Annotated in this window: 25 protein-coding genes; 14 read left to right on the top strand and 11 right to left on the bottom strand. The window is 69.6% G+C overall.

Annotated features, from left to right (window positions below; translation table 11 throughout):
* The first annotated feature begins 42 nt into the window (after positions 1 to 42).
* The 4 genes from H7J06_RS30285 to H7J06_RS30270 are packed head-to-tail and all read left to right on the top strand — an operon-like array spanning position 43 to position 3,084.
* Entirely contained in the window at positions 43 to 756 is a 714-nt protein-coding gene (locus H7J06_RS30285; protein ID WP_264043414.1) for a glycosyltransferase family 2 protein, read from the top strand.
* The gene (locus H7J06_RS30280; RefSeq protein ID WP_264043412.1) at positions 753 to 1,697 is read left to right on the top strand and encodes an acyl-CoA dehydrogenase family protein; all 945 of its coding nucleotides are present in this window, start codon (positions 753 to 755) and stop codon (positions 1,695 to 1,697) included. The genes H7J06_RS30285 and H7J06_RS30280 overlap by 4 nt, the downstream gene beginning before the upstream one ends.
* Positions 1,694 to 2,461: a PIG-L deacetylase family protein gene (locus H7J06_RS30275; protein ID WP_264043410.1), complete on the top strand. Its 768-nt coding sequence runs from the start codon at positions 1,694 to 1,696 to the stop codon at positions 2,459 to 2,461. Before H7J06_RS30280 ends, H7J06_RS30275 begins: the two co-directional genes overlap by 4 nt.
* Positions 2,458 to 3,084: an SAM-dependent methyltransferase gene (locus H7J06_RS30270; protein WP_264043408.1), complete on the top strand. Its 627-nt coding sequence runs from the start codon at positions 2,458 to 2,460 to the stop codon at positions 3,082 to 3,084. The genes H7J06_RS30275 and H7J06_RS30270 overlap by 4 nt, the downstream gene beginning before the upstream one ends.
* On the opposite strand, the gene H7J06_RS30265 is transcribed toward H7J06_RS30270, so the two are convergent.
* Positions 3,081 to 3,506 (bottom strand): STAS domain-containing protein, encoded by a 426-nt coding sequence (locus H7J06_RS30265; RefSeq protein WP_264043406.1) that lies wholly within the window; start codon positions 3,504 to 3,506, stop codon positions 3,081 to 3,083. The genes H7J06_RS30270 and H7J06_RS30265 overlap by 4 nt on opposite strands.
* 314 nt (positions 3,507 to 3,820) lie before the next feature.
* Between H7J06_RS30265 and H7J06_RS30260 the strand changes: the two genes are divergently transcribed.
* The 3 genes from H7J06_RS30260 to H7J06_RS30250 are packed head-to-tail and all read left to right on the top strand — an operon-like array spanning position 3,821 to position 6,132.
* Positions 3,821 to 4,267, top strand: a complete 447-nt coding sequence (locus H7J06_RS30260; protein ID WP_264043404.1) for a hypothetical protein — start codon at positions 3,821 to 3,823, stop codon at positions 4,265 to 4,267.
* 42 nt (positions 4,268 to 4,309) lie between these two features.
* Positions 4,310 to 5,311, top strand: a complete 1,002-nt coding sequence (pat, locus tag H7J06_RS30255) for an acetyltransferase Pat (RefSeq protein ID WP_264043402.1) — start codon at positions 4,310 to 4,312, stop codon at positions 5,309 to 5,311.
* Entirely contained in the window at positions 5,311 to 6,132 is an 822-nt protein-coding gene (locus H7J06_RS30250) for a shikimate 5-dehydrogenase (protein WP_264043400.1), read from the top strand. Before pat ends, H7J06_RS30250 begins: the two co-directional genes overlap by 1 nt.
* A 4-nt stretch (positions 6,133 to 6,136) precedes the next feature.
* Here H7J06_RS30250 and H7J06_RS30245 read toward each other — a convergent pair whose 3' ends face one another.
* Complete coding sequence (locus H7J06_RS30245; protein ID WP_264043398.1) at positions 6,137 to 6,970, bottom strand: hypothetical protein; 834 nt, start codon at positions 6,968 to 6,970, stop codon at positions 6,137 to 6,139.
* A gap of 70 nt (positions 6,971 to 7,040) precedes the next feature.
* Positions 7,041 to 7,739, bottom strand: a complete 699-nt coding sequence (lpqN, locus tag H7J06_RS30240; RefSeq protein WP_264043396.1) for an envelope biogenesis lipoprotein LpqN — start codon at positions 7,737 to 7,739, stop codon at positions 7,041 to 7,043.
* Between the two features lie 317 nt (positions 7,740 to 8,056).
* On the opposite strand from lpqN, the gene H7J06_RS30235 reads away from it, so the two are divergent.
* Complete coding sequence (locus tag H7J06_RS30235) at positions 8,057 to 8,713, top strand: DUF5642 family protein (RefSeq protein WP_264043395.1); 657 nt, start codon at positions 8,057 to 8,059, stop codon at positions 8,711 to 8,713.
* A 28-nt stretch (positions 8,714 to 8,741) separates the two neighbouring features.
* Complete coding sequence (locus tag H7J06_RS30230; RefSeq protein WP_264043393.1) at positions 8,742 to 9,416, top strand: DUF5642 family protein; 675 nt, start codon at positions 8,742 to 8,744, stop codon at positions 9,414 to 9,416.
* Here H7J06_RS30230 and H7J06_RS30225 read toward each other — a convergent pair.
* Together H7J06_RS30225 and soxR are read right to left on the bottom strand one after the other, a co-directional pair.
* Positions 9,413 to 10,021, bottom strand: a complete 609-nt coding sequence (locus H7J06_RS30225) for an alpha-ketoglutarate-dependent dioxygenase AlkB (protein ID WP_264043863.1) — start codon at positions 10,019 to 10,021, stop codon at positions 9,413 to 9,415. The genes H7J06_RS30230 and H7J06_RS30225 overlap by 4 nt on opposite strands.
* 39 nt (positions 10,022 to 10,060) lie before the next feature.
* Positions 10,061 to 10,492, bottom strand: a complete 432-nt coding sequence (gene soxR, locus H7J06_RS30220) for a redox-sensitive transcriptional activator SoxR (protein WP_264043391.1) — start codon at positions 10,490 to 10,492, stop codon at positions 10,061 to 10,063.
* 45 nt (positions 10,493 to 10,537) lie between these two features.
* Between soxR and arcA the strand changes: the two genes are divergently transcribed.
* Positions 10,538 to 11,746 (top strand): arginine deiminase, encoded by a 1,209-nt coding sequence (arcA, locus tag H7J06_RS30215; protein WP_264043389.1) that lies wholly within the window; start codon positions 10,538 to 10,540, stop codon positions 11,744 to 11,746.
* 6 nt (positions 11,747 to 11,752) lie between these two features.
* On the opposite strand, the gene H7J06_RS30210 is transcribed toward arcA, so the two are convergent.
* Together H7J06_RS30210 and H7J06_RS30205 are read right to left on the bottom strand one after the other, a co-directional pair.
* Entirely contained in the window at positions 11,753 to 12,583 is an 831-nt protein-coding gene (locus tag H7J06_RS30210; RefSeq protein WP_264043387.1) for a hypothetical protein, read from the bottom strand.
* 251 nt (positions 12,584 to 12,834) lie between these two features.
* The gene (locus H7J06_RS30205) at positions 12,835 to 14,370 is read right to left on the bottom strand and encodes a dolichyl-phosphate-mannose--protein mannosyltransferase (RefSeq protein WP_308205845.1); all 1,536 of its coding nucleotides are present in this window, start codon (positions 14,368 to 14,370) and stop codon (positions 12,835 to 12,837) included.
* A 24-nt stretch (positions 14,371 to 14,394) separates the two neighbouring features.
* Here H7J06_RS30205 and rsmI point away from each other — a divergent pair, with 24 nt between their 5' ends.
* Positions 14,395 to 15,231 carry a 16S rRNA (cytidine(1402)-2'-O)-methyltransferase gene (gene rsmI / locus H7J06_RS30200; RefSeq protein ID WP_264043385.1) on the top strand — a complete coding sequence of 279 codons (837 nt, stop codon included), beginning with the start codon at positions 14,395 to 14,397 and terminating at the stop codon, positions 15,229 to 15,231.
* Here rsmI and H7J06_RS30195 read toward each other — a convergent pair.
* The 4 genes from H7J06_RS30195 to metG form a co-directional block, all read right to left on the bottom strand.
* Entirely contained in the window at positions 15,187 to 16,452 is a 1,266-nt protein-coding gene (locus tag H7J06_RS30195; protein ID WP_264043383.1) for an aminodeoxychorismate synthase component I, read from the bottom strand. The two genes, rsmI and H7J06_RS30195, sit on opposite strands and share 45 nt — an antisense overlap.
* 28 nt (positions 16,453 to 16,480) lie before the next feature.
* On the bottom strand, positions 16,481 to 17,371 hold the full coding sequence (locus H7J06_RS30190; protein ID WP_264043382.1) for an RNA polymerase sigma-70 factor: 891 nt from the start codon (positions 17,369 to 17,371) through the stop codon (positions 16,481 to 16,483).
* Positions 17,368 to 18,540: an NAD(P)/FAD-dependent oxidoreductase gene (locus tag H7J06_RS30185; protein WP_264043380.1), complete on the bottom strand. Its 1,173-nt coding sequence runs from the start codon at positions 18,538 to 18,540 to the stop codon at positions 17,368 to 17,370. The genes H7J06_RS30190 and H7J06_RS30185 overlap by 4 nt, the downstream gene beginning before the upstream one ends.
* An 85-nt stretch (positions 18,541 to 18,625) precedes the next feature.
* Positions 18,626 to 20,173, bottom strand: a complete 1,548-nt coding sequence (metG, locus tag H7J06_RS30180) for a methionine--tRNA ligase (protein WP_264043378.1) — start codon at positions 20,171 to 20,173, stop codon at positions 18,626 to 18,628.
* Between the two features lie 14 nt (positions 20,174 to 20,187).
* Between metG and H7J06_RS30175 the strand changes: the two genes are divergently transcribed.
* From H7J06_RS30175 to rsmA, 3 genes are all read left to right on the top strand, one after another.
* Positions 20,188 to 21,030, top strand: coding sequence for a TatD family hydrolase (locus tag H7J06_RS30175; protein ID WP_264043376.1), 843 nt, complete (start codon positions 20,188 to 20,190; stop codon positions 21,028 to 21,030).
* A 103-nt stretch (positions 21,031 to 21,133) separates the two neighbouring features.
* Positions 21,134 to 22,261 carry a resuscitation-promoting factor gene (locus H7J06_RS30170; RefSeq protein WP_264043375.1) on the top strand — a complete coding sequence of 376 codons (1,128 nt, stop codon included), beginning with the start codon at positions 21,134 to 21,136 and terminating at the stop codon, positions 22,259 to 22,261.
* Entirely contained in the window at positions 22,258 to 23,157 is a 900-nt protein-coding gene (rsmA, locus tag H7J06_RS30165) for a 16S rRNA (adenine(1518)-N(6)/adenine(1519)-N(6))-dimethyltransferase RsmA (RefSeq protein WP_264043861.1), read from the top strand. The genes H7J06_RS30170 and rsmA overlap by 4 nt, the downstream gene beginning before the upstream one ends.
* Positions 23,158 to 23,183 lie beyond the last annotated feature (26 nt).

Genomic DNA, 23,183 nt, shown 5'->3' with positions numbered 1-23,183 from the left:
AAGACCGACGTGCCGCCGCTGACGACTCGAACGGACCGCGTAGTGACATGTGACGGGGCGGTGGTGGTCATCCCCGCGCACGACGAAGCCCAGAAACTGCCACTTTGCCTCAAGTCGGTCGTGACCGCCGCGGCGTGCGCGCCGGTGCCGGTGCTAACGGTCGTCGTCCTCGATTCGTGCACCGACGGAAGCGCTTCGCTGGCAGGACGATTCGGTGCCGACGTGCACTTCGTCGAGGTCGACGTCCGCAACGTCGGAGCATCGCGCGCGGCCGGGTTCGCCTACGCCCGCAAGACCTTGGGCGTCGACGCGGTCGACGAGTCGCGCATCTGGTACGCGACCACCGACGCGGACAGTCAGGTGGACCCGGACTGGCTGGTACGCCAGTTGAGCGCCGAGGCCGACATGGTGCTCGGCGTCGTGCGCGTCACCAATTGGCGGCAGTACTCCGCGTCGGCCGTCCGCCGGTACCTGGCCGCCTACCGGGCGAAACTGAGACGCAGCGGCGGCGGGCACGACCACGTCCACGGCGCGAACATGGGTTTCCGGGCCGACGTCTACTGGGAGATCGGTGGTTTCGCGGCGATGGAGTCCGACGAGGACGTCGACCTCGTCCGCCGATTCGAGCGGTCCGGGCGCCGCATCCACCGTGACGTCGGCCTGTCCGTCGTGACGTCGGCCAGGAGTGACGGTCGTGCACCGCGGGGTTTCGCCAACCACCTCAAGTCGGTGGCGCGTCGCGACGGTGCGGCGTGACGGTTGCCCTGGTTCGGCGCTGGCTCGACGCCGGCGAACTCGACCTGCCCCTGCCGGGATCTGGACGAACGGCTGCGCGGTGGTGGAAGTTGGCCGCCCTGACGGAGAACGACGTCGTCGCGGGCAGGCTGGCCGAGGCCCACGCCGACGCGCTGGCAATCCTGGCCGAACTCGGTGGACCGAGCCCCGAGCCCGGCCAGCTCTGGGGCGTCTGGGCCGCGGAGGCGCCGCACGCCGTCGTCACCGCGGTGGGAGACGACGACGGACCGGTACGACTGGACGGCACGAAGGCATGGTGTTCGGGCGCGGCGCTGTGCACCCATGCCCTGATCACCGCTCGGTGCGGCGACAACGGTCGCGGCCTCTACGCCGTCGACCTCGGTCAACCCGAGGTCGAACCCCTGCCCGACGAGTGGCACAACGTGGGCATGCACGAATCGGACACCCGTTCGGTGCGACTGGACGGCGCCGTTGGCGTGCCCGTCGGCCGCCCGGGCGAATATCTGTCCCGCGCGGGCTTTTGGCACGGGGCCATGGGCGTGGCGGCATGCTGGCTTGGCGGTGCCCGCGGGGTGGCGGCGCCGCTCTATCGCTCGGTCGCCGCCGAGCACGACGGCAAGACGCCCGACGAGCATGCGCGCGCGCACCTCGGCGCCGTCGACGCGGCGCTCGCCGCCGCCGAAGCCATGCTCGTCTCGGCCGCCTGTTACGTGGACGCCGAACCCCGCGGCGACCGTGCCGAGCTCATCGCGCGCCGGGTGCGCGCCGTCGTCGAGTCGGCCGTCGACGAGGCCGTCGTCCGGACCGGTCGGGCCCTCGGCCCCGGCCCGTTGGTGCTCGACGCGGGCCACGCCAAGCGAGTCGCGGACCTCACCGTCTACGTGCGCCAGAGTCACGCCGAGCGAGACCTCGCCGCGCTGGGAAGGTTGGCGGCCAAGTGACGTCGACGGCGTCGGGCAACGGATACCGGTTCGCAGCCGAACCCATTGCAGGGGGCGGCACTCCGACCGCCCACTGGCGGGAGTGGATCCGGAGTCTGCCGACGCTGGACCTCTCCGACTGCCCGGCGCTCGTCGTCGTCGCGCCCCACCCCGACGACGAGACGCTCGGCTTCGGCGCCACCGCCTCGCTGCTTCACTCGCGCGGCGTCGACGTCACGGTGGTCTCCGTCACCGACGGCGGCGGCTCGGTGCCCGGGTTGTCGGCCGTGGAACGGCAGTGGCTGGAACGAGAACGTCGCGACGAACTCCGTTCGGCGACCGCGATTCTCGGCCTGCCGGAACCGGTCGCCCTCGGGCTCCCCGACGGGGACGTGGCCGCGCTGGAAGACGAGCTGACGGCGCGACTGGTCGACGTCGTCGCCGCGGGCCCGGCCGGCACCTGGTGCGCCGCCACCTGGCGCGGCGACGGTCACCCCGACCACGAGGCCGTCGGCCGCAGCGCGGCCGCCGCGGTCGCGCAGACCGGCGCCGTCCTGCTGGAGTTCCCGGTGTGGATGTGGCACTGGGCGAAGCCGGCCGACGAGGCGGTGCCGTGGCACCGGATGTCGGCGGCGCCTCGTGACGAAGCGGCCGCGGCGCGCAAGCAGCGGGCTGCCGCGGCGTACGAGTCGCAGCTCGCTCCCTACCGGGCCGGCGCGGACGTCGTGCTGCCGCCGTTCGTGTTGCAACGACTCTTTGCCGTGGGGGAGATGGTGATTCGGTGACCGACCGACTGCCCGACGGGTACTTCGACGACGTCTACGCCGACTCGGCCGATCCGTGGGGGATGGCCGAGCGGTGGTATGAGCAGCGCAAGTACTCGATCACCATGGCGATGCTGCCCGACCAGCGGTACCGGCATGCGTTCGAACCCGGCTGCTCCATCGGCATGCTGACCGAACGGCTCCTCGAGCGCTGCGACCACGTCACCTCCTACGACGTGGCGCAGGCGGCGCTGGACACCACGCGCGGCCGCCTCGGGGACCGCGGCGACCTCACGCTGGTCCGCTCGTCGCTCGACGCGGCGTGGCCGGGTGACGGCGTCGACCTGGTGCTGATCTCGGAGGTCGCGTACTACCTGTCGGAGGAGACGCTGCGGGGCGTGATGGCACGCGAGTGCGCGCGCCTGACCACCGGCACCACCGTCGTCGCCGCGCACTGGCGACACCCGGTCGAGGACTATCCGCTCACCGGGGATCGCGCGAACGCCGTCATCGGCGAGACGGCCGATCTGACGGCCATGGCGCGCTACCTCGACGACGACGTCGTCGTCGACGTGTTCCGCAAGGGTGCGACCGAATCGGTCGCGGTCGCCACCGGCGTCCCCGGCGCGGTGGGACGACGCTAACGGCTCGTGACCAGTCGCAGGTGACTGCGCGGGGGACGGGTCACGGCCGCGATCGCCGACTCCATCGTGTCGGCGACGAGGAGCCCGCCGTCGGGGTCACATACCCGGAGCACGCGGTTGACCTCCGTGCCGGCCAACACCACCCAGTTGACGGCGTGCCGTGAGCACATCACGTTGATCCGATGCAGAATCGAAAACCCCTGCACCGCAAAGAAGTCGAGCCCACGAAGGTCGACCACCAGTCGGCTCGCGTTCTCCAGTTCGGCCTCGACGTGCTTGCCGAGGGACAGGGCGTTGGCGGCGTCGACCTCGCCCTCGGCGGTCACCACCAGGACCGAGGAACGCCCGGACGACGTGGCGAACCGGACGCGTTCGCGGGGAAGGGCGGGTTTGTCGGGGTGAATGCTGGGTGCCAAGGACACGGGGACCTCCACTGATTGTTCGCGCTGTTCGCGCGCGCGTCTGGGACTCGACGTCAAGGGAGGCGTTCGTATCCGGAAGCCGCGTGGTGCAACCGCCGCTCGCATCACTTGCCGGGCATCGATGACGTGTTGGAGGCTGTCAATTCAACCTTGAGGTTGAGACTAGTGCCGACTGACCAGTGGAAACAATGGCGTGTTCCTGAGAGCTTGCCGTGGTGGCCCGCGGCCCGCCCCGCGCGCAGCCGCCGGTGCGAGTTTCTCGAACGCGGGCCGAGGGTACTAACCCCGCAGGCAAGGGAAAGTGAGCACCGACCGTGGCCCCGAGGCACCTCAAGAAGACGCGAAGTTCGTCACTGACGAAGTCGCTGGTCAACGCATCGATCGCGGTGGCATTCGTCGCCGTCGTGGCTGCGCTTGCCGTCCACGTGGTCGACGGTGGCCAGACGGCGTCCCGCCAGGGCGCCCAGCTCGCGCAGGCCGCCCCGCAGCAGCCGGTCACCCAGGTGGGCAGGTTGGTCGCCGTCACGCCAACGACGGTGACCGCCGAAAGCGTCGACGGGTTCGCGCGGACCTACGTCATCACCCCCGAGACGAATGCCATCACCGCCGCCGGCAGCGCCGTCGGGGGTGCGGCGACCTCGTTCGCCGTCGACGACGAGGTGTCGATCGTCGGCGTGGTGCGCAACGGTACCGCCGTCGCCACGGCCGTCGCCCACCAGCAGGTCAGCAACTTGAACGGCCCGCCCATGGACGGGGTCTGAATCGGCTGACTCCCCGTCGGTCTTCGGCGTAACGTCGTCGACGTGGCGGGATCACGGACCGTGAGCGCCGAGGAATTGGCTGCCCTCGTGTTCTTCGCGGGCTGTTCCGCGGACAGCCTGGCGCCGCTGGCGCACCTGCTTCAACCACTCTCCGCGCCGCCCGGACAGGTGCTGATGCGCCAGGGCGAGCACGCCGATTCCTTCCTGTTGATCGGGTCGGGCCGGGCGCGAATCACGCATTCCGGCGCCGACGGCGACGTGGTGGAGGTGGACGTGACGCCCGGGCTCGTCGTCGGCGAGATCGCCCTGCTGCGCGACGCGCCGCGCTCGGCGACCGTCACGGTGGTCGAGGAACTGACGGGGTGGGTCGGCGGCCGGGAGGCGATCGCCGCCATTCTCGAGGTGCCCCGCATGATGGAGAAGTTGGTGCGCACGGCGCGCCAGCGCCTCGCCACCTATGTCACGCCGATTCCGGTGACCCTGCGCGACGGTACTGAACTGCACCTGCGGCCAGTGCTTCCCGGCGACAACGAACGCACCCTCCACGGACCCGTCCAATTCTCCGCCGACACGTTCTACCGGCGCTTTCAGACGACCAGGACGCCCACGCCTGCGCTCATGGCCTACCTGTTCGAGGTCGACTACGTCGACCACTTCGTCTGGGTGCTCACCGATGGCAGAGCCGTCGACGCGCCGATCGTCGCCGACGCCAGGTACGTCCGCGACGACACCCAGACCGCGGCCGAGATCGCGTTCATCGTCGGCGACGACTACCAGGGCCGCGGCATCGGCAGCTTTCTCATGGAGGCGATAGTCGTCGCCGCGCGCAGCGAGGGCATCCGGCGGTTCACCGCTCGGGTGTTGGCGGACAATCTTCCGATGCGAGCAATCCTCAACCGCTACGGCGCGCAATGGCACCGCGACGACCTGGGCGTCGTCACCACCGCCTTCGACGTTCCCGTCATGCGCGAACTGACCATGTCGGCCGAGCTGTACCGCGAGATCCGCGCCGCCGCGCGGCAGGTGATCCGGGCGGTGGGCTGATGGGCCGGCCACCGCTGAACAAGGACACCCGGCTGTGCATCTCGCTGGCTGCCCGCCCCAGCAACATCGGCACCCGGTTTCACAACCACCTCTACGACGTCCTCGGCCTCGACTTCGTCTACAAGGCGTTCACCACCACCGACATCGTCGGCGCCATCGGAGGTGTGCGGGCACTCGGCATCCGCGGCTGTTCGGTGTCGATGCCGTTCAAGGAGGACGTCATCTCCCTCGTCGACGACGTCGAGGCGTCGGCCCGGGCGATCCACTCCGTCAACACCATCGTCAACGACGACGGATACCTGCGGGCGTCCAACACCGACTATCTCGCCGTGCAGCGACTGATCGACGAACACCGGCTCGACCCGGCCGGCCGGGTCATGATCCGGGGCAGCGGCGGCATGGCCAGCGCGGTCGGCGCGGCGTTCCGGGACCACGGCTTCGGCTCGGGCATCGTGATCGCCCGCAACGCCGACAGCGGACGCGCGCTGGCCGAGCGGCTCGGCTACGACTACGCGGCCGAGGTGGGCACCCACGTCGCCGAGGTCATCGTCAACGTCACGCCGATCGGGATGGCGGGTGCGCCGGAATCCTCCGAGAAGGCCTTCGACGACGCCACGATCGCCGCGGCGCAGACGGTGTTCGACGTGGTGGCGCTGCCGTCGGAGACACCACTGATCAAGGCCGCCAGGGCCGCGGGCGTCCACGTCGTGACGGGCGCCGAGGTGATCGCCCTGCAGGCCGCCGAGCAGTTCGAGCGCTACACCGGGGTGCGGCCGACGGCGGAGCAGGTGTCGGAGGCGTCGGCAATCTCGCGGGCGTGACCGGTCAGGGCGCGTTGACCACGGTGATTGGCCGCCGCACCCGCTCGGGCAGCTGGCCGTCGACGTCGCGGTACGTCAGCCGGGCGTGCACGTACCAGTTGATCGACGAGTGCACTGCGGCCGCGGTCGGCGGCGCGTCGTCGGGGAGCTCCATCTCGAACGCGACGGTCACCGGCGTGCCCGCCCGCAGCTGAATTCGATTGTCGAGCTGAATGATTCGGCCGTCCAGCTGGCTGCCGGGGCCGGGCGTGCGGGTCAACGGGTGGGAGTCCCGCTCGCGCTGCCACGACACCGCGAGGTCGCCGTCGGGCAGGTCCGCGATGGGCGTCAGGGTCACGTGGCCGGTGACGATGTCGCCGGCCCGCCATACCGGCTTGGCCAGCGAGACGTCGACGACGGTCTCGGCGGCGCCGGAGACGTGCTCGAGCGGTTCGACGTAGGACTCGACGTCCGCGGTGCCGATCCGCACGGTGAACTCGCCGCGGGCCTCGACGTCGGGCCCCTCGCGGTCGACGGAGAGCCGGCACTCCCAGCGGGCGATCACCGGCGACGACGCAGGTGCCCAGGACGGGACGCGGAACGACGAGGACGCGCCGGTGAACTCGCCCGCGGCGATCGGCAGGTCCTCGACGATCACGCTCACCCAGTCGTCGGCGTCGCGGTCGTCGCCGCTGGATCGGAACTGGTAGAAGTTCACGTAACCCCAGTCCAAGCGGGCGGACCGGACCTCGCGGAGGGGGTCGTCGGTGGTGACCGTGACGTCGACCGTCTGTCGGGGCGTGACGACCCCCGGGGTGACGACGACGGATGCGCCGCCCGTGCGATCGAGGAGACTCACCGCTGCCCAACCGCGTCGTCTGAACCCACGTCCATGCCTCGTAACACTTCTCGTCCGCGTAATCGCCCGATCAGGGCGTGATCTTGGTTTGCTTGTCGATCGTCGCGGTGGCTTCCATCAGAGGCTTGACTTGGTCTTCGGTGCCACTGGCGTTGAGCTGCATCACGAAGATCCCGTTGCCGTCGGCCGCCGGAATGACCACGGTCTTCTGCGCGACGAGCTTCTTGGTGCCGTCCTTCACGTAGGTCGCGCCGATCTGGTACGCGTCGAAGCCACCGAGCTTGGCGTCGCCGCCTTCGCCGGCGCTCTCGTAGCCGGGCAGGTTCTTCAGCTCGCCGGGGGCGTACTTGAAGATTTCGGCCGGGTCGACCTTGCCGGTCAGCTTCGACATGACCGAGACGATCGTCGCCGGGTCGGCGGCCACCGAGGGATCGGTGAACACGATCGCACCGTAGGCGCCCGGCGGGGTCCTGGGGCCCGCGTCCGCCCAACCCTCGGGGGTCGGCAGGGTCACCGTCGGCGTGCCGGGATCGCCACGCTTGACGGGAGTCTCGGTGATGCCGTTGTCCTTGATGTAGTCGGCGATCGTCGGGTTGGCGCCGGCCTGCGTGGACGTCGGTGCGGCGCTGCTGGTGGAGGGGCTGCTGCTGGACGAACTGCTCGACGAGGACGTGGCCTCGGTCTTGGAGTCCGAACCGCACCCCGTGAGCGCCAATCCCACGGCGATGAGGGCGGCTGCGAAACCTGCGGCCGTGCTGTGCGGTCTCATGTGATCCCCTCTTCGTCGACGACCTGAAGCTACACGTCACACGGGTCGCTCCATCAGAATCCGATGTGGCGAGCCGTGAAACTAACGTCACGTCGCCCGCCAACGACTCGTCGTAGGGGTCGACCGCCGCGACCGGTGCGCCCTCGTCGAGGTCGAGACCGTCGAGGCCCCACCCAGATCAAGCTCGGGCTGGTGGGCGGCAGCGCAGACCGCGATGTCGTTGTCGTTCCACAACACTCGGGTGCATGGTGGATCCTCTCGGCGCGTCCGCACACGATGTGGAAGATCCGTCGGCGTGGCCGTGATACCAAGGGTGCATGCGCGTCTTCGCGTGGTGGGTGGCGATCGCGTTCTGCGTCGCCGCCTGTTCGCCCGTGCAGGCTCCCGCGCCGACCAGTGCGACGAGTCCACCCGCGGTGAGCGCGGGGGTCGACCCGCTTCGGGTGGAGCGCGTCCGCGCCGATCTGCCAACGGGTTACGAGTTCACGCCGCTGCCCGCCCGCGCCGAACCGATCGCGCTGTGGGGTCTTGGTCCGCAGTGGACCGCCGACCCGCCCGCGTGCGCCGGGCTCGGCGACCCCGCCGGAGGCGCCGCGGTGCACGGGTGGTCGGCCTCGGGTCCCGGTGGAATCGTCTACGCGGTGGTGGCGGACGCTGCGGTCGCATTGGACCCGGCGACGGTGGACGCGTGTGGCTCGTGGCAGCTGTCGGCCGGGCACACCGCGGGGGTCGTCACCCTCGTCGACCCGCCGGTGGTCGACGGCGCGCCGACGCTGGGCACGTTCGCCGACGTCACCACGACCGTCGAGGGTGGCACCGAAACCCATTCCCACGCAGAGACGTTCGTCGCCTACCTGGGTGAGCACGTGGCCTACGTCACGGTGGTGACCGACCCGGGCTCGTCGGCGCAGGCGTTGGGACCGGGTTTCGCCTCCGACCTTCTCGTCAAGACCGTGGCGGCGGTTCGCGGCTGACGGTCCGCGGCCGGGTAGATTGGCGGCGATGTCCAGGACGCCTCTCGTTGCCCTCGTGTGCTGGGCCGTCGTCACGGTCGTCGTGGCCGGCTGTTCGAGCCCTCCGCCCGCGGACGAGTCGAAGGCGGACATCGCCAAGGTGCTCGACGTGAAGTCCACCTTCGGGCCGCAGTTCAAGGTCGGAACCGTCGCACCGACGGGCATCGACCCGCGTCTGCTTGCGCAGCAACCCCTTCCGCCTGGGGCGGTGTTCGATCCGCCGGAGTGTTCGAAGGTGGCGCTGGGTACGGCGTTGCCCCAGGGCCTCAAGGGCAACATGGCCGCGACGACGGCCGAGGGCGACGGCAACCGGTTCATCGCGATCGCCCTCGAGACCTCCGAGGTGCTGCCGCTGCCCGACCCGGGCGACGCGTGCAAGAAGGTGGCCTTCGCCGGTGGCGGCGTGCGTGGGCTGGTCGAGGTCGTGGAGTCGCCGGCGATCGACGGCGTCACGACCCTTGGCACCCATCGCGTCGTGCAGACGATGGTCGGGGGCAAGCCCGCCACGGGCGAGCTCTACAACTACCTCGCCGACTTCTCGACGTTCCGGGTGATCGTCACGGCCAATCCGCTGGTCGAACCCAACAAGCCCGTCGTCCCCGTGAACACCCAGCGCGCCCGGGACCTGCTCTCCGCCGCGGTGAAGGACGTCCGCGGCGGTTAGCGCACGTCGCGCGGGCGGAACTGGATGCTGATCCGCGGGCCGGTGGGTTTGGTGGTCTTCGGCACGGAGTGTTCCCAGGTGCGCTGGCACGAGCCGCCCATCACCAGCAGGTCGCCGTGACTCTGCGGCAGGCGCAGCGATCGGCCGCCGGAGCGCGGCCGCAACGCCAAGACCCGGGTGGCGCCGAGGCTGAGGATGGCGACCATCGTGTCCTCGGTGCTGCTGCGGCCGACGGTGTCGCCGTGCCAGGCGACGCTGTCGTTGCCGTCGCGGTAGAGGCACAGCCCGGCCGAGGTGAACGGTTCGCCGAGCTCGCCGGCGTAGATGTCGTTGAGCCGGACCCGCAGTCGCGCGATCTCGGCGTGCGGGGCGGGCCCGGCCACGAGGTCGTGGAAGCTGACCAGGCGTGGCACGTCGAGCACCCTGTCGTACATCTGACGCCGCTCCGAACGCCAGGGGATCTCCGTCATCAGATCGTCGAAGAGATCCTCGGAGCGCTCGCGGCCACCGGAGAGCCAGCCCGCCCGGACGTCGACCCACGCGCCGTCGCCCAGTTCGCGCCGCTCGTCGTGACCGAACAGTGCATCCTGAATCGCGAGATCGATCCCCGTCACGCCTGGAGTTTATCGCACAGGCGTTCGAACCTACAGTTTGGCCGCGCCGGGCCCGGAGTTGGCGAGGACGTCGCCGGGGTTGGTCAGCAGGCACGTCTTGAGGCTCATGCAGCCGCAACCGATGCAGCCGGTCAAATTGTCGCGCAGGCGTTGCAGGTGCAGGATGCGTTCGTCGAGGTCGGCGCGCCACCCAGCCGAGAGACGGGCCCAGTCCTTGCTGGTCGGCACGCGGTCGGCGGGCAACGTGGCCAGCGCTTCGCGAACGCGTGCCAGCGGAATGCCGAGGCGCTGCGACATCCGGATGAAGGCGACCCGGCGCAGGGTCTCTCGGGCGTACCGGCGTTGATTGCCCGACGTGCGCCTGCTGACGATGAGGCCTTCGCGCTCGTAGAAGTGGAGTGCGGACACGGCCACGCCGCTGCGGTGGCTCAACTCGCCGGGGGTCAGCTCGACCACGTCCATACCTAAACAATAGTTGGGCTGACGATTCGGGTTACGGTGCTACCCATGACAGCAGCCACGACGCTGGGCGCGAATTCAGAGGTGGGACCGCTGCGGGTAGTCATCCTGCACCGTCCGGGGCCCGAACTTCAGCGACTCACCCCGCGCAACAACGACCGGTTGCTCTTCGACGGCATGCCGTGGGTGGCGCGGGCGCAGGAGGAGCACGACGCGTTCGCCTCACTGTTGCGCTCGCGGGGCGTCGAAGTGCTGCTGTTGGCGGACCTGCTGACCGAGGCGCTCGCCAGCGGTGCGGCGAGGATGCACGGAATCTCCGCGGCCGTGGACAGTCGGCGATTGGGATTGCCGCTGGCGCAAGAGCTCTCGGCCTACCTGCGCACGCTCGACGTCGAACCCTTGGCCCGAATCCTGATGGCGGGCATGACGTTCAGCGAGTTGCCGTTCCTCGGCGGTGAGCTGTCGCTGGTGCAGCGGATGCATCACGACGCCGACTTCGTCATCGACCCGCTGCCGAACCTGTTGTTCACCCGTGACTCGTCGTTCTGGATCGGGCCGCGGGTGGCCATCACGTCGCTGGCGCTGCCCGCGCGCATTCGCGAGACGTCCTTGACCGACCTGATCTATGCCCACCATCCGCGGTTCCTGGGGGTACGGCGGGCGTACGAGTCGCGGTCGGCGCCCGTCGAGGGCGGTGACGTGCTGCTGTTGGCGCCGGGCGTGGTCGCCGTCGGCGTGGGGGAGCGGACCACGCCGGCCGGCGCGGAAGCGTTGGCGCGCAGCCTGTTCGACGATGGTCTGGCGCACACGGTGCTCGCCGTTCCGATCGCGCAGGAGCGCGCGCAGATGCACCTCGACACGGTGTGCACGATGGTCGACGTCGACGCCGTGGTGATGTATCCCAACATCGTCGACTCGTTGTCGGCGTTCACCATTCGGCAGAAGTCCGAGGGCGTGTCCATCGCCAGCGAGGCGCCGTTCGTGGAGGCCGCGGCGGATGCGATGGGGATTGGCAAGTTGCGCGTGATCGACACGGGTCTGGATCCGATCACGGCCGAGCGCGAGCAATGGGACGACGGCAACAACACCCTGGCCTTGGCGCCGGGGGTGGTGGTCGCCTACGAGCGCAACACCGAAACCAATGCCCGCCTGATGGATTCGGGCATCGAGGTGCTGCCGATCTCGGCCTCTGAGCTCGGCACCGGTCGCGGCGGCCCGCGCTGCATGTCGTGCCCCGTCGCCCGCGACCCGCTGTAGACACCCTCACCGCGTCCGCCGTCGGAGCTCGTCGCGGACGCGGGGTAGCAGCATCCGCGCGTGCAGCAACGATGCGACACCGAACTCGATCCAGCCATGGCGCTGGACGATTTCCTGGCGTCGAAGATCCTGCACGAGCAGCGATCCGCTGCGCGACCCCTCGGCGACGAAGCTGACGCCCACCTTCGCGCGGTCCCAGCCCATGCCGATGGAGGTCATCTGAGTCCCGTCGGTCAGGACGATGCGCGTTCTCGGCGGTGGCAGACCGGCATCGCAGAACAGCAGGCGCACCCTCGTCTCCTCGCGGCACCGGCTACCGCCGTCGACGAGCGCCAGTGCGATCCGGGCCTGCGGAATACCGCGCGCGCCGCGATGACGATCCGCCAGCGCAAGCACGTCTGCCGCAGCGAACCCAGATGCCCCCGACAGCTCGTCGAGGTACTCCACTGCGAGGTTCCGCGGCAGTCGCCTGCCCAGGTCGAGAGCGGTGCGCGCCGCCGTCGTCATCCGCCACGTGCCGGTCGGCCACACTTCGTCGGCCTCGATCCGTTCCTCTCTCATCACGATGCCCGGACGACGCCTGGTGTGCGGCCCAATCATCTCGACCGGAGTGGCGGGGTCGACCCCGCGCACGCCGTGGAGGGCGGCTGCGGCGAGGCCGGCGACGATCCCCGTCCGCCCGGTCCACAGCCATGCGGCCTCGGTGTTCACGTACAGCGTTCGCCGTTGTCCCTTGGCGAGGTAGACGTCGGGATGGATCCGGTCGTAGTTCCATCTGAGACGTCCTCGCGTGAGGTCTCCACTGGCGAGCGCTTCGGTTCCGATGAAGGGCTCCATGGCCGCGATGGTGTCCGGTGACGGCGACGAGGTTGCCGGTCCACGGCCTCGGCGCGGCCTACCTGTGGATGACTGGCCGACTGGGGATGGCCCGAGGAACCTCCGGGTGGACATGCCCGTGAACCGCTACGGTCGTTTTCTGCACCATGGCTGTGGATGTGGACCGTGGTCGGGTAAATCACGACCCTGGAGCAGGAGACGGTCATAGCGCCGCCCAGGGGTGTGCACCGGGGGAGAGGTGCGGCCATTCGTCAGCGCCAGCTGGGCAGCCAGATCTGCATGTGCCACGTGGCCTGCGAGATCGGCAGGCCGGTCAGGATCGGATACATCCACGCGAAGTTGGTGATCACCGCCGCCACGTAGAAGCACACCACCAGCAGGCCGAGCGTTCGCCGCTCGGCGTTCTGGCGCGGCGCGTAGAGCACGTCACCGAGGATCAGCGCGATCATCATCACCATGAACGGCGCCATCGGCGCGGCATAGAAGAAGTACATCTGCCGGTCGATGTCGGCGAACCACGGCAGGTAACCCGCGCAATAGCCCGTCAGGGCCACCGCGTATCGCCAGTCGCGCTTGACGAACGACCGCCACGCGGCCCACATCAGGATCGGGACCGCGAGGAACCACATCGCGGGCGTGCCGACGAGCATCACGGCCTTGACGCACGACTGCGCACCGCATCCCGCCACGCCGTCCTGGTCGATCGCGTACAACACCGGGCGCAGCGACATCGGCCACGTCCACGGCTTCGACTCCCACGGGTGATGGTTGCCGGCCGCATTCGTCAGCCCGGAGTGAAACTTGAACGCGCCGTAGGTGAAGTGCCACAGCGACCGGATGGCGTCCGGCATCAGCCCGCCCTCGGCGAAGGACTGGCCCTCCTCGTGGCGGTTGATGCCCGTCTCCGAGGCGAACCACGGCGCGTAGGTGGCCAGGTACACGCCGAGGGGGATCAGACCGAACACGTAGACGGCCGGCCCGACGTCCCGACGCAGCGTGCCCAGCCACGGCCGCGGCACCCGGTATTGGCGCCGCGCGTTGACGTCGAACGCCAACGTCATCAGGCCGAAGAACAGGACGAAGTACAGGCCCGACCACTTCGTCGCGACCGCCAGGCCCAGCAGCACGCCGGCCCCGAAGCGCCACCATCGGACACCGAGCCGGGGACCCCATGGGGTCTCGGCGATGCGGCCCTCGAACTGGGCGGTGTGCATCCGCTCGCGCATCTGGTCGCGGTCGACGATCAACGCGCCGAACGCCGCGACCACGAACACCACCAGGAAGATGTCCAGCAGGGCAGTGCGCGCGGTGACGAAGCTGACACCGTCGGCGACCAGCAGCAGACCCGCGATCCCGCCGATCAGCGTCGACCGGGTGATCCTCCGGACGATTCGGGCCACCAGCACCACCAGCACCACACCGCAGACGGCGCCGGAGAACCGCCAGCCGAGCCCGGTGTAGCCGAACAGGGCCTCGCCGATCGACAGCAGTTCCTTGCCGACGGGTGGGTGCACGATCAGCCCGTAACCGGGGTTGTCCTCGACGCCGTGGTTGCCCAACATCTGCCAGGCCTGCGGCGCGTAGTGCTTCTCGTCGAAGATCGGCGTGGCGCCGTCGGTGGGCGAACCCAGGTTCAGGAACCTGGTCAGCGCGGCCAGGGCCATGACGACTGACGTCATCGCCCAGCCCTGGGCACGGTCCAGCGGGCCGAAGTCGCCAAGGGGGACCAGAGGGCCCGGGCTGACGACCGGCACCGGCTGCTCTCGGTCGACGGTCGGGGCGCTCACGTCAGCGATCGTATTCTGTTCGGTGTGACACCCGGTCGACTGCTCCTGGCCGCCACGCCGTTGGGCCAGGCTGGCGACGCCTCCGCACGCCTCGTCGAGGCGCTGGGCAGCGCCGACGTCGTCGCCGCCGAGGACACCCGACGCATCCGGACTCTCGCCCAGAGCCTCGACGTCGTGCCGCAGGGCAAGGTGGTCAGCTTCTTCGACCAGAACGAGGCGGCCCGCGTGCCGTGGCTCGTCGAGGAGATCACCGCGGGCGCGACCGTGCTGGTGGTCAGCGACGCCGGCATGCCGCTGATCAGCGATCCGGGATACCGGTTGGTGGCGGCCTGCGCGGCCGCCGGGCTGACCGTCAGCTGCCTACCCGGTCCGTCGGCGGTGACGACGGCACTGGCGGTGTCGGGCCTGCCGTCGGACCGGTTCTGCTTCGAGGGCTTCGCGCCCCGCAAGCAGTCCGCGAGGTCGACGTGGCTGGCGACGCTCGCCGGCGAACGGCGCACGTGGGTGTTCTTCGAGTCCCCGCGCCGGCTCGCCGAGTGTCTCGCCGACGCCGTCGACCGGTTGGGCCCCGACCGGCTCGCGGTCGTCTGCCGCGAACTGACCAAGACCCACGAAGAGGTCAAGCGCGGCACCCTCGCCGAGCTGGCCGCCTGGGCTGCCGACGGCGTGCTCGGCGAGATCACCGTGGTGGTGGCCGGCGCCGAACCCCGGGCCGATCTGGACACGCTGGTGGCGGAGGTCAACGAACTGGTCGAGGCGGGGGCCGGGGTCAAGGACGCGTGCGCCGAGGTGATCGCCGACAACCCTGGCGCGCCGTCACGGCGTGAGCTCTACGACGCGGTGTTGCGCGCCCGAGGCTGAGCGGTGCACGATCGTCGCCGCCTTGTGCAGACACTCGTGCCACTCGGCGTCGGGGTTCGAGTCGGCCGTGATGCCACCGCCGACGCCGAGCACCGTGCCCCCGGCGTCGTCGAATTCGACGGTGCGGATCGCGACGTTGAGCTCGGTTCCCGCCGACGGTGACGCCAAACCGACCGTCCCACAATAGATTCCGCGCCGATCGGCTTCCCAGGTCTCGAGCAGTCGACGGGCGCGGCCCTTTGGCGTACCCGTCACCGACGCCGGCGGGAACGTCGCCGCCAGAAGGGTGGACATGGGTACGTCGGGGTCGACGCGGGCCGTGACGGTCGACACCAGGTGCCAGACGCCAGGCGCCCGTCGCACCACCAGCAGCTCGGGAACCGTCACCGAACCCGTGACGGCCACGCGGCCGAGGTCGTTGCGGACGAGGTCGACGATCATGACGTTCTCGGCCACGTCCTTGACCGAATCGCGCAGGGCCGAAGGTGATTCGTGCAACGGCAGCGTGCCCTTGATGGGGCTCGACGTCACGATCCCGTCGACTCGGCGCAGGAACAGCTCGGGAGACAGGGACGCCACCGCACCCCAGCGGCCCGAGACGAACGCCGCGCGCGCCGGCGCCGTGCGGGCGACGGCCTCGGCGAAGAAGTCGACCGGCGACCCCGTCACCGTGCCGACGATCTGCGTGCACACGCAGGCCTGGTACACCTCCCCGGCGGCGATGGCGTCCAGGCAGGCCAGCACGCCCGCCCGGTGTGCGTCGCGGTCGGCGACGGCCCATTCGACGTGACACTCCGACGGTGCCGGGTCGACGGCCACCGCGTCGACGACCCAGCCGGGAGCGGCTGCGCCGGAAAGGCTTTCGTACCACCAGTGTCCGTCGGCGTCCAGCCGCAGGACGTCGTCGGTCCAGCCCCCGGCCGCTTCGGGGATTCGTGGTCCGGCGCCGTCACGCCCAGCGTCGGGGTAGGAGAGGTAACCGATCCAGCCACCGCCGACGGCGTCGCCCCGCGAACCGCCGCCGGCGTGCTGCGCGACGTCGAAGACGCCGGCCGTGGGTACGGGTTCGACGGCGACGCTCGGCGCGACGACGGCCCGCGAGCCGAACCAGTCACCGATCAACGCCGCCGGTGGCGGCAGGCCGAGGCGCGTCGTCGCGGCGGCCAGACACCGCAGCACCTCCGGGGCGCTGCGGGACGGGGCGATCCGCTCGATCCGCATCGCCACAGCCTGTCATGGCGCGGTACGGCTAGCGCGCGATCTCTCTGTGCACCGTCACCCCGCGCAGCTTCTCGGGGTTGCGCATCGCGTAGAAGTGCGTGATCAGCCCGTCGGTGATCTCGACCGAGATCACGCCCTCCAAGCCGTCGTCGAGGTAGAGCACCAGCGCGGGTGCGCCGTTGTAGTAGGCGGGTTCGACGCGGCCGCCCTCGCCGGCGAAGCGAAGCAGGCCGAGGATGAGCCGGGCGACCTTGTCGGCACCGGCGACCGGCCTGCGGGCGGCGCTCGCCTTGCCGTCGCTGTCGGCGGTCCAGACGACGTCGGGTGCCAGCATCGAAATCAGCGCGTCGACGTCGCCCGTCGAGGCGCTCGCGAAGAACTGCGCGGTGATCTCGAGCGACTGCTTGGGATCGGCGGGCTCGAATCTCCTGCGCCGGGACTGCACGTGCTCGCGGGCGCGGTGGGCCATCTGCCGCACCGCCGCGGTGGACTTGCCCAGCGTCTCGGCGATCTCGTCGTGGCCGAAGCCGAACACCTCACGGAGCACGAACACCGCCCGCTCGTCGGGACCGAGCGTCTCCAACACCACCATCATTGCCATGGACACCGACTCGGCGAGGACGACGTCGGAGGACGCGTCGGTGGCGTCGACGAGCAGCGGCTCGGGAAGCCATGGGCCGACGTACTCCTCGCGTCGCCGCGACTGCGCGCGCAACGCGTTGAGCGCCTGCCGGGTGACGAGCTGGGCGAGGTAGGCCTTGGTGTCGCGGACGACGGCCAGGTCGACCTCGGCCCATCGCAGGTAGCTCTCCTGCAGCACGTCGTCGGATTCCGTTGCCGTGCCTAGTATCTCGTAGGCGATGGTGAACAACAGCGGCCGCAGACTGGTGAATCTGTCGGCGTGCTCGCTGGCGCTCACCGGACCGCCGCCGCCACGTGCTCGGCCCGCTTGCCGCCCTTGAGCCAGCGGTACGAGCCGGGCTTGCGGGCTTCGAGGCCGAGCTGCCACACCGTGCCCTTGCAGACGGCCTCCTTGATCGACGCCGCGACGCGCCCTCCGATGAACAGCGGCGTGGGGCGGTCGTCCAGGTGGGCAAGTTGGATGACCCCCGCCTTGCGGCCCAGGCTGACGCACTGACCGGTGAAGGCCTGGTTCACCGCGGCGGGCTCGTCACCCGCGATGCGGCTCAGCACTGTGTTGGCAGCCTGCGCGCCGAGCGGGATGGCGGCCTGGCAGCTCATCCGCAACGGTGCGTTCGACGGGGCGACCGCGTCTCCGGCCCCCATGATGAAGGGGTCGTCGACGCTGGTCAGCGTCTCGTCGGTGAGCAGCCGACCGATCTCGTCGGTGGCCAGGCCGCTGCGCCTCGCGAGGTCGGGCACCCCGAAGCCCGCCGCCCAGATGGTGACGACGCCGGGCAGCTCGCGGCCGTCGGCCAGCAGCACCGAACGCCCGCGCACCTCGACGACCGTGGCGCCCGGTCCGTCGACCACGGTCACCCCGAGCCGCTGCATCCGCCTGGTCACGGCGCGGCGGGTCGACTCGCCGAAGTACGGGCCGAGGACGCCGCCGCACACCAGCGTCACCGACTGTCCCTGCTCGCCGAGTTCGGCGGCGACCTCTAGGCCCGTCGGCCCCGCGCCGACCACGACCACCGCAGCGCCGGGGTGAACCGTGGCCAGCTTCGCGCGCAGCGGTTCGGCGTGCTCCAATTCCGAAAGGGGATAGGCGAATTCGGCCGCACCAGGAACCGTTGGCGCGGCGCCCGTGCTGCCCAGGGCGTAGATCAGATAGTCGTAGCCGAGGGTCTCGCCGGACGCCAGCCTCACCGCCCGCGCGGACGGGTCGATCATTTCGGCGGTGTCGACCACCAGGCGGACGTCACCTGACAGCACGTCGGCGAAGTCCACCACGGCGTCGTCGGACCCGGTGATGAACTGGTGCAACCGGATTCGTTCGACGAACCGGGGCCTCGGGTTGACCAGTGTGACGGCGACGTCGTCGTTCACCCGTAGGTGATTGGCGGCAAGGACGCCGGCGTACCCGCCGCCGACGACGACGACATTCGCGTGCTCGTGTGTGTTCATGCCATCAAGACACCTCCGACCGTCGAAGTGTGACACGGCGTGACTCAGGTCACTCGATCGTTGGTTCGGCTCGCTGCGCTCGCCGTCACTCCACTTGATAGCGGGGGAAGACGCCCTCCGGCTTCGGCAGTTCCGTCCCGGCCACGAGTCGCGTGCCGACGGCGGTGAAGTCCCGCTGGTCGGCGGGCTGACCCAGCAGGTCGAGCAGCTTGGCGGCCGACTCCGGCATCACCGGCTGGATCAACAGTGCGGCGATGCGCACCACCTCGAGCGTCGTGTAGAGCACGGTGCCGAACCGCTCCTGGTCGGCCGCGGCGTCGGACTTGCGCAGCACCCACGGCTCCTGACCGGAGAAGTACCGGTTCGCGGCACCGAGCATCAGCCAGATGGACTCGAGCGCCAGATGCATGGCGGGTACGTCGAAGTGGGCGCGGACCTGCTCCAGCAAGCCGTCGGCGAGAGCCAGCAGTTCGAGATCCTCGGCGGTGAACTCACCCGGCTGGGGGACCCGGGCGTCGAGGTTCTTGTTCACCATCGACAGCGACCGCTGGGCCAGGTTGCCCAGTTCGTTGGCCAGATCGGAGTTGATCCGACCGATGATCGATTCCTCGCTGTAGCTGCCGTCCTGGCCGAACGGCACCTCGCGCAGCAGGAAGTAGCGCACCGCGTCGACGCCGAACTCGTCGACCAGCGCGATGGGGTCGACCACGTTGCCGACCGACTTGCTCATCTTCTCGCCCCGGACGTTGATGAACCCGTGCGCGAAGACCCGTCGCGGCAGCTCGATTCCGGCCGACATCAGGAACGCCGGCCAGTACACGGCGTGGAACCGGATGATGTCCTTGCCGATCATGTGCAGGTCGGCAGGCCAGTACTTGCGGAAGGACTCCGATTCGGTGTCGGGGAAGCCGGCACCGGTCAGGTAGTTGGTCAGCGCGTCGACCCACACGTACATGACGTGGTCGGGGTGGCCGGGTACCGGCACGCCCCAGTCGAACGTGGTGCGGGAGATCGACAGGTCACGCAGGCCGCCGGAGACGAAGCTGACCACTTCGTTGCGCCGGACGTCCGGGCCGATGAACTCGGGGTGCGCCTCGTAGTGAGCGAGCAGCCTGTCGGTGTACGCCGAGAGGCGGAAGAAGTACGTCTGCTCCTCGGTCCACGTGACCGGTGTGCCGGTCTCGGTCGAGTACCGGATGCCGTCGGCGCGCTCCTCGAGCTCGTCGTCGGCGAAGAACCGCTCGTCGCGCACCGAATACCAGCCCGAATACGAGTCGAGGTAGATGTCGCCGGCGGCGTTCATCCGGTTCCAGATCTCCACCGACGCGTCGAGGTGGTCGGCGTCGCTGGTGCGGATGAACCTGTCGAACGAGACGTTCAGCCGCTCCTGCATGGCCTGGAAGGTGTCGGAGTTGCGCAGCGCGAGCTCCGCGGTGGCCACGCCCTCCCGCTCCGCGGTCTGCGCCATCTTCAGGCCGTGCACGTCGGTCCCGGTGAGGAACCGGACGTCGTATCCGTCGAGCCGCTTGAACCGGGCGATCGCGTCGGTGGCGGTCTTCTCGTACGCGTGACCGATGTGCGGCGCACCGTTGGGATAGTCGATGGCCGTCGTGACGTAGAAGGGCTCTCTCATTTGGACTCACCTTATTGTGTGGTGTGAGTTCGAGACGCGAGAGGCCGCCAGCGCCCGAGTCCGTCGGCCCCCTGGTCGACGCCCATACCCACCTCGACGCGTGCGGGGCCTCCGACGCCGCCGACGTGCACGCGATCCTGGACCGGGCCGAGGCGGTCGGCGTGACGGCCGTCGTCACCATCGCCGACGATCTCGAGTCGGCCCGGTGGGCGGTTCGGGCGGCGGACTGGGATCCCCGCGTGTACGCCGCAGTGGCCCTGCACCCCACGCGCGCCAACGCCCTGACCGACGCCGCTCGCGCGGAGATCGAGGAGCTCGCCGGCCATCCTCGTGTCGTCGCGATCGGGGAGACGGGCATGGATCTGTACTGGCCTGGCAAGCTCGAGGGCTGTGCCGAGCCCGCCGAGCAGCGGGAGGCGTTCGCCTGGCACGTCGACCTCGCCAAGCGCACCGGCAAGCCGCTGATGATCCACAACCGCGACGCCGACGCGGCCGTGCTCGACGTGTTAGCCGCGGAGGGCGCCCCGGAGTCCGTCATCTTTCATTGCTTCTCGTCGGGGCCGGAGATGGCGCGCGCGTGCATCGACGCCGGCTGGCTGCTGAGCCTGTCGGGCACCGTCAGCTTTCGCAACGCCCACCAGTTGCGGGAGGCGGCCGCGCTGATTCCGCCGGCGCAGCTACTGGTCGAGACCGACGCGCCGTTCCTGACGCCTCATCCGTTCCGTGGGGCACCGAACGAGTCGTACTGTCTGCCGTACACCGTTCGAGCGTTGGCCGAGGTCGTGGGCAGATCGGCCGCCGACGTCGCCCGTGAGACATCGGAGAACGCGCGTCGGACCTACGGAATGGGCAGCTGAGCGCGAGTTGCTGCCTCCAGGGGACTTCGTTACCGTCCTGTAATAGGTGTGGTTGGCCCCGGTTCTTCGCAGGTGGCCGATCCGATAGTCGGGAAAGTTGTCGTTGAACTATTTGCATAGGCTTCACGAGGCGCGCTCGCCGCATCTGCGGCTCTTGGTTGCGAGTCTGCTGGTCGCACTGGCGTTTGCCGGCGGGTACGCCGTTGGGACCCACAAGACCGTGACGCTGACCGTGGACGGCAGGTCCATCACCGTTTCGACGATGAAGTCGCACGTGATCGACGTGGTCCAGGAGAACGGTTTCTCCGTCGGGGAACGCGACGATCTGTACCCCGCGGCAAACGAACCCGTCGAGGAGTCCGAGACGATCGTGCTGCGCCGCAGTCGTCCGCTGCAGATCTCGTTGGACGGTCGTGACAGCCGGGAGGTCTGGACGACGGCGTCGACCGTGCAGGGCGCGCTCGCGCAGTTGTCGATGACCGACACGGCTCCGGCCGCGGCCTCCCGTGGCAGTCGCGTGCCGCTGGGCGGCATGTCACTGCCGGTGGTGGGGGCGCGCACCGCGCAGGTCGACGACGGCGGTGTGGTCACGACGGTCCGCGTGGCGGCGGCGAACGTGGCCGGTTTCCTCGAGGCCGCGGGCATGCCGCTGCAGCAGAGCGACACCGTGGTCCCCGCGGCTAACTCACCGGTGGCCGACGGAATGCAGATCCAGGTCACCCGCGTCCGGGTGGCGAGGACGACCGAAAGAGTGCCGCTGGTACCCACGAACGACGTGGTCCCCGACGTCACGATGAACATGAGCAGGCAGGTCGTCGACGACCCCGGAACTCCGGGTGTTCAGGACGTCACCTACGCCGTCGCGACGGTCAACGGCGTGGAGACGGGGAGGCTGCCAGTAGCCAATGTCGTCGTCGTTCCGGCCCGCGACGGCAAAATTCGCGTCGGCGCCAAGCCGGGCACGGAGGTGCCCGCGGTGTCCCAGGGAGAGACGTGGGACGCCCTCTCTCGGTGCGAAGCCGGAGGTAATTGGGCTATAAACACCGGTAACGGTTTCTACGGTGGAGTGCAATTCGACCAAAACACATGGGAGCGCAACGGTGGTTTGCGGTATGCTCAGCGGGCCGATCTGGCTTCACGAGAAGAGCAGATCGCGATTGCTGAGGTCACCCGGGCGCGCCAGGGTTGGGGGGCGTGGCCCGTGTGTAGTGGAAGGTTGGGTGTGCGCTGACGATTCGGCTACTCGGGCGGACCGAGATAAGGCATCTGGCAAAGGAACTCGAGTTCCGGCCCCGGAAGGCGTTTGGACAGAACTTCGTCCACGACGCCAACACCGTGCGTCGGATCGTGTCTGCGTCGGGGGTGAATCGCAATGACGTGGTGCTCGAAGTGGGCCCGGGTCTCGGTTCGTTGACGCTGGCACTGCTCGACCGGGGGTCGAAGGTGACCGCGGTCGAAATCGACCCCGTTCTGGCGCGTCAGCTCCCCAAGACCGTCGCCGACCACTCCCACAGCGAGATCAACAGACTCGTCGTCCTGAACAAGGACGTGCTTGAGCTGATGCCGTCCGACCTGGAGGATCAGCCCACTGCGGTCGTCGCGAACCTGCCCTACAACGTGGCGGTTCCCGCACTACTGCACCTGCTCGCCCAGTTCCCGACCATTCGGACCGTCATGGTCATGGTCCAGCTGGAGGTGGCCGAGCGACTCGCCGCCGAGCCGGGTGGCAAGGACTACGGCGTGCCCAGCGCGAAGGTGCGCTTCTACGGCAACGTCCGTCGCCACGGCACGGTCTCGCCGACGGTCTTCTGGCCGATCCCGCGCGTCTACTCCGGCCTGGTTCGCCTCGATCGCTACGAGACGTCGCCCTGGCCAGTCGAGGACGGGTTCCGCAAGAAGGTCTTCGAGCTCATCGACATCGCCTTCGCGCAGCGCCGCAAGACCTCCCGCAACGCGTTCGCCGAATGGGCAGGGTCTGGCAACGAATCCGCCGAGCGTCTGTTGTCGGCGAGCATCGACCCGGCCCGCCGCGGTGAGACGCTCGGCATCGCCGACTTCGTGCGACTGCTTCAGCGGTCGGGCCAGGTCGAGTCAGCCCCCCGGCAGCCGAACGTCCGCGTGTACTGAGGCGCCTGAGCGCTCAGCCCACGCGG

This window comes from Mycolicibacterium hodleri (genome assembly GCF_025822245.1).
GTDB classification, from domain to species: Bacteria; Actinomycetota; Actinomycetes; order Mycobacteriales; family Mycobacteriaceae; genus Mycobacterium; species Mycobacterium hodleri.
Note: the sequence above shows the minus strand (reverse complement) of the source record. Positions and strands in the feature narration are given on the sequence as shown.

Coding starts and splice junctions, on each gene's coding strand:
- metG (WP_264043378.1), bottom strand. CDS start 20,173: ATGAGAGAGCCCTTCTACGTCACGACGGCCATCGACTATCCCAACGGT.
- H7J06_RS30250 (WP_264043400.1), top strand. CDS start 5,311: ATGGGCCGGCCACCGCTGAACAAGGACACCCGGCTGTGCATCTCGCTG.
- H7J06_RS30185 (WP_264043380.1), bottom strand. CDS start 18,540: ATGAACACACACGAGCACGCGAATGTCGTCGTCGTCGGCGGCGGGTAC.
- H7J06_RS30230 (WP_264043393.1), top strand. CDS start 8,742: ATGTCCAGGACGCCTCTCGTTGCCCTCGTGTGCTGGGCCGTCGTCACG.
- H7J06_RS30195 (WP_264043383.1), bottom strand. CDS start 16,452: ATGCGGATCGAGCGGATCGCCCCGTCCCGCAGCGCCCCGGAGGTGCTG.
- H7J06_RS30210 (WP_264043387.1), bottom strand. CDS start 12,583: ATGGAGCCCTTCATCGGAACCGAAGCGCTCGCCAGTGGAGACCTCACG.
- lpqN (WP_264043396.1), bottom strand. CDS start 7,739: ATGAGACCGCACAGCACGGCCGCAGGTTTCGCAGCCGCCCTCATCGCC.
- arcA (WP_264043389.1), top strand. CDS start 10,538: ATGACAGCAGCCACGACGCTGGGCGCGAATTCAGAGGTGGGACCGCTG.
- H7J06_RS30235 (WP_264043395.1), top strand. CDS start 8,057: ATGCGCGTCTTCGCGTGGTGGGTGGCGATCGCGTTCTGCGTCGCCGCC.
- soxR (WP_264043391.1), bottom strand. CDS start 10,492: ATGGACGTGGTCGAGCTGACCCCCGGCGAGTTGAGCCACCGCAGCGGC.